Below are 5,406 nucleotides of genomic sequence, written 5' to 3'. Positions count from 1 at the left end.
ACCCAGGGCGTTGCCCTGGGCTATGGAGGAAATTGGGCTTTCAGCCCGCTTTATTTGGGTTTTGACACCCTCCTGAGCGAGCAACCCGCTCTGCCCCAAACCTACTAATCAGGCTTCATTCAGCTCGTCTTCATAGCCTGGGCAAGTAGTCCCGACCCGTGCCAACTGCCTAATATTGCGCCTTAAACTAAATAAATAAAGCTATAAATTTCGCAAAACGAAAGAAAATCAGTAACTTTGCACGCTATCTATGCTTAATAAAAACAATATTAACAAAGAAAAACAATAATAACAAAAAATAAAAATCAAAATGCAGAACAAAGGTATTGTAATTGTAACAGCCGTCCTTCTGACGCTTGCAAGTATCTTTTATCTCTCGTTCTCGGCTGCCACTAAATACTATGACAGCCAGGCTGCGAAGATAAAGGACCCAATAGCACAGCAGGACTACAAGGACTCTGTGAAGTTCCTCGGGCTCTACTCATACCAGAAGTGCCTCGAGACACAGATCGGACTTGGTCTTGACCTCAAGGGCGGTATGAATGTAATCCTCGAAGTGAGCGTTCCTGACGTAGTCGAGAACCTCGCCGACCACAAGACAGACGCTGCCTTCACCAAGTCGATGAAGGAAGCACGTGCCGAGCACGAGGTGTCGCAGAGCGATTTCATCACTCTTTTCATCAACGCTTACAAGAAGAACGCTCCGGGACATCACCTCTCTGAGATCTTCGCTACACAGCAGCTCCAGGGCAAGGTGTCGCCCAACTCTACCGACAAGCAGGTAGAAAAGGTGCTCCGCGACGAAGTTCAGGCAGCTATCGACAACTCGTTCCTCGTGGTACGTACACGTATCGACAAGTTCGGTGTTGTTCAGCCTAACATCCAGAAGCTCGAAGGCCAGCAGGGCCGTATCATGGTCGAGATGCCGGGTATCAACGAGCCGGAGCGCGTTCGTAAGCTTCTCCAGGGTAGCGCAAACCTTGAGTTCTGGGAGACATACAACTCTGAGGAAATCATTCCTTATCTCCAGCAGCTCGACCAGCGCGCGGCTGCAGCCCTCTCGGGCAAGAAAGAAGTGGCTGACACAACAGCTGCCGATACAGCTGCTGCCGTTAAGGCTACTGCTGAGGCCAAGTCAGGTGCCAAGCTCCAGCTCAAGAAGAGCGCAGACGAGGCTACTGACACTAAGGAGACTTCTTCACAGCTTGCACAGGCAAAGAAGGAGCACCCGCTCCTCTCTATATTCCAGCCCACTGGTAGCGGTGCATTGAGCCTCGTAGGTTATGCTTCGGCACGCGATACAGCTGCTGTCAACAAGATCATCTACTCTGCCATCGCCAAGCAGGTGCTCCCTTCTGACCTCCGTCTGCTTTGGGGCGCTAAGCCAGCCGACGGCATCCAGGCTAAGAACGTATACGAACTCTATGCCATCAAGGTTACTACATCTAACGGACGCGCTCCTATCGAGGGCGACGTTGTGACCGATGCCAAGGACCAGTTCAACAACCTTACAGGTACACCTGAGGTTTCTATGACGATGAACTCTGACGGTGCACGCCGCTGGGCAGCCCTCACCAAGGCCAACGTAGGCAAGGCTATCGCCATCGTTCTTGACGGAACAGTATATTCAGCACCTCGTGTTAACGGTGAAATCTCTGGCGGTCAGTCGTCAATCTCGGGTAACTTCACTATCGAAGATACAAAGGACTTGGCCAACACATTGAAGTCTGGCCGTATGCCGGCTCCTGCCCACATCGTTCAGGAGGAAGTAGTAGGTCCTACACTCGGTGCACAGTCAATCCAGCAGGGCTTCATCTCGTTCATCGTAGCCTTCATCATCCTGATGATCTACATGGTTGTGATGTACGACTTCATCCCGGGTATGGTTGCCAACGGTGCTCTCTTGCTCAACCTCTTCTTCACCATGGGTATCATGGCATCGTTCCAGGCTGCACTCACAATGCCTGGTATCGCCGGTATCGTGCTTGCCCTGGGTATGGCGGTGGACGCCAACGTGCTTATCTACGAGCGTACCAAGGAGGAACTCAAGAAGGGTCTCGGCACAAAGCAGGCTCTGTCACTTGGCTACAGCAACGCTTTCTCAGCCATCTTCGACTCTAACTTGACATCAATCCTCACAGGTATCATTCTGTATGTGTTCGGTACAGGTCCTATCCGCGGCTTCGCTACCACACTTATCATCGGTATCTGCTGCTCGTTCTTCACAGCTGTGTTCCTGACACGTCTCGTTTACGAGAACCGTCTGGCTCACGACAAGTGGACAAAGCAGACCTTCTCTACCAAGGTTTCGCGCAACTTCATGGCGAACAAGAACTATGGCTTCATGTCTGGCTGCAAGAAGTCGTTCGGCATCTTCGCCGCTATCATCGTAGTTATGATTGCCAGCTTCGCCATCCGTGGCTTGAGCAAGGGTATCGACTTCACCGGTGGTCGCAACTATGTTGTAGTGCTTGAGAAGCAGGTACAGCCTGAGGAAGTAAAGGCAGCTCTCGTGCCCCAGTTCAAGGGAGCTACTGTCAACGCCCTGGCACTCGGTACTGACGGCAAGACTATACGTATATCAACCAACTACAAGATTGAGTCGAACAATCCGGCTGTAGACAACGAAGTGGAGAACATCCTATACAAGGGTCTGCACGGTGCAGGTCTCGTAACACAGAGCAGCGTTGAGGCATTCAAGAACCCTGACGTTCGCGCAGGCGGTTCAATCGTATCGTCTACAAAGGTAGGTCCGGCTGTGGCTAAGGACATCACTCACGGTGCCATCATCTCAGTGATCATCGCCCTCGCCGCTATCTTCCTCTACATTTTGATACGTTTCCGCAACGTGGCTTTCTCTATCGGTTCTACCGTAGCACTTGCCATCGACGCAACCATCGTTATAGGTTTCTTCTCACTGCTGTGGGACGTTGTTCCATTCTCGCTTGAGGTAGACCAGACCTTCATCGGTGCTATCCTTACCGTTATCGGTTACTCTATCAACGATAAGGTGGTGGTATTCGACCGTATCCGTGAGAACCTGACACTGCACAAGAAGATGGATCTGCAGGAGCTCTTCAACAAGTCGCTGAACGAGACCCTCGCGCGTACCATTAATACATCACTCTCTACGCTCATCGTATTGCTCTGTATCTTCTGCTTCGGTGGCGAGAGCACACGCAGCTTCTCATTCGCTATGCTGCTCGGTGTAATCTTCGGTACACTCTCTTCTATCTTCATCGCTGCTCCGGTAGCTTACATCACTCTCGGCCGTAAGGTCAAGAAGGAAGAGGCTGCAATGGCAGAGGCAGTTGAAGTGAAATAATATCGCTGATTCAACTATATCAAGGCGTAATTCCATGTGATTGGAGTTGCGCCTTTTTTCGTGCCCGTCAGTTTCTTAGTCAAATCCTTAACCCATTGTGTTAAAGATGCTTATTAACCATTGTTATATGTTGGAATTTTTGTAAATTTGTAGCCGAATAAATTAAGACGTAAAACGATAATGTTTCTATATAGTTTTAAAAGAGAGTATTTTTTTACTGTTATACGACAAGATTTTAATTAACTATTTAATTCAATTTGTTTTTAAGTTATGAGCAAGAAGAAGTATCTGGCCCCCCAGATTAGTATCATTATGTTTGAACCGCAGGCAATTCTTGCCGGAAGCGGACCTGCAACAGGCAGCATTACAACCCAAACTGAAATAACAGCAGGTGATGACGCTGACTGGGAGGAATAAAAAACAACTTAAAACGGTAATACGAATAAAACGCTAAGAAGTAAAGGAAATGAAAAAGATCCTATCATTCGTGCTGGCTGCTGTAGTCCTTGCTTTCACAGCATGCAGCAACGACGAAACTATCGAAACCTCCGGCAATGGACAAAACAACAAGGGAATGGTGCTTGTAGCAACTGTTTCGCAGCAGAGTTCGCGTGCAGCTATCGATGTAAACGACAAATCCGGCACGTGGAAATTCACTTTCGATGACAACGACAATGTTGTGGTTGGCAACAACACCATCAACGATTATTACACATTCACTAAGAGTGGCGACACTTTCTCAAGCACCGACGCTAAGGTGACATCATCTGCCGCCGACTGGTATGCTTACTATCCCAGCACCAATATCAACCTTACCAATCAGGAAGGCACATCCGCTTCGGCTGCAAAGCTGTACGCTTTGGCAGGAAAGACAGCTGAGGCTACTACCGGATCTACCCCCCTGCAGATTTCAATGGACGCTAAGGCAGCCGTGCTCCGCATCGTTAAGGTGGACAACTATGGTCCGTGCGACATCTATCTGAAGACCGCTGACGGCAAGTATGTATCGGGTCTGAAGGCTAAGAAGAATGAGGCTGGCTACGATGTAGTGACAAGCGACACTAAGGTTTCGGTATTTACTAAGGCAAAAGAAGGCAATGCCGGCATCTATTATGTCATAGTTCCTGCTGGTGTGAAGATTTCGGTTTGTAATAATGATAGATGTTTCAAGACCACAAAAGATGCAGGCCTTTCTGCCGGCAAATACTATACTCTGACTTCTGGTCCTACTACTGGTACTGCTACAGCAACCATCAATGGTAAGCCAGAGAAAATAGGATGGGTGCAGCTGTGGATTGGTGGCCCGAGAATTGCTACTGAGAATGTAAAAGGCACAATGAGTTGGACCGAGGCAGCAAAGACTGGTAGCGCTTATGTATGGGGTGCAAATTGGCGCACACCAACAAAAGACGAAATGGACTTTGTTGACCAAGATGGTTATACTACAAAAACAGAGAATGTAGAAGTAGACGCTGTTATCGAAAACAAAGTTGTAACAGACTTTAAGTATATAGGCGTTCAACCTGGATATACAAAGAACATAATGTATCTTCCCTCTACTGATCCCAAATCACATGGTGGTGTGTATTGGTCATCAACTGATGCTGGATACAACGACAGGTACGAAGGATATGCTTTAAATATGATTGTTGATGATAAATATAAACATACACATTTCTTTAAGTCCTTCAAGAAAGACGTTCCGTACGCTGTTCGCCCTGTCCTCACAAAAGAAACCGTCTTATGGGAAGAACAAGATATTAAATAACCACCAATTAGGTTAACCAGCTTGCACGTCATACTCCCGTCTGACGCACAAGATAAACCCTAATAAAATAATGCGCCCAGTAAGTGCAAAAGCGATAATTGGCAATGCTTTTGCATCTACCGGGCGCATTTTATTATAAGTTAAGGCTTCAGATTGCGGTTCTTTTAGGCTCATCCGTGAATATTCGGCTATGCCAATCAAATTGTATTCATCATTGATTGGGCGTTGTCTTATGTAAGAGGAGAGTGTATCAAAAGTCTAACAAAGCGGGCTGAAAGCCAATGAGCTCATAGCCCAAGGCAGCGCCTTGGGT

Annotated in this window: 4 protein-coding genes; 3 read left to right on the top strand and 1 reads right to left on the bottom strand. The window is 47.9% G+C overall.

What is annotated here, in order from left to right:
* The first annotated feature begins 310 nt into the window (after window positions 1–310).
* The 3 genes from secDF to I6E49_RS13870 all read left to right on the top strand — a co-directional run bounded on the left by secDF (window position 311) and on the right by I6E49_RS13870 (window position 5,093).
* Complete coding sequence (gene secDF, locus I6E49_RS13880) at window positions 311–3,325, top strand: protein translocase subunit SecDF (protein WP_235403062.1); 3,015 nt, start codon at window positions 311–313, stop codon at window positions 3,323–3,325.
* 270 nt (window positions 3,326–3,595) lie between these two features.
* Window positions 3,596–3,742 carry a hypothetical protein gene (locus tag I6E49_RS13875; RefSeq protein ID WP_235403060.1) on the top strand — a complete coding sequence of 49 codons (147 nt, stop codon included), beginning with the start codon at window positions 3,596–3,598 and terminating at the stop codon, window positions 3,740–3,742.
* 49 nt (window positions 3,743–3,791) lie between these two features.
* On the top strand, window positions 3,792–5,093 hold the full coding sequence (locus tag I6E49_RS13870) for a hypothetical protein (RefSeq protein ID WP_235403058.1): 1,302 nt from the start codon (window positions 3,792–3,794) through the stop codon (window positions 5,091–5,093).
* Window positions 5,094–5,105: 12 nt separating this feature from the next.
* Here I6E49_RS13870 and I6E49_RS13865 read toward each other — a convergent pair whose 3' ends face one another.
* The gene (locus I6E49_RS13865; RefSeq protein WP_235403056.1) at window positions 5,106–5,267 is read right to left on the bottom strand and encodes a hypothetical protein; all 162 of its coding nucleotides are present in this window, start codon (window positions 5,265–5,267) and stop codon (window positions 5,106–5,108) included.
* Between the last annotated feature and the right edge of the window lie 139 nt (window positions 5,268–5,406).

The organism is Leyella stercorea (genome assembly GCF_021531655.1).
The sequence above is the reverse complement of the archived record's forward strand: the minus strand, read 5'-3'. Positions and strand labels throughout refer to the sequence as shown.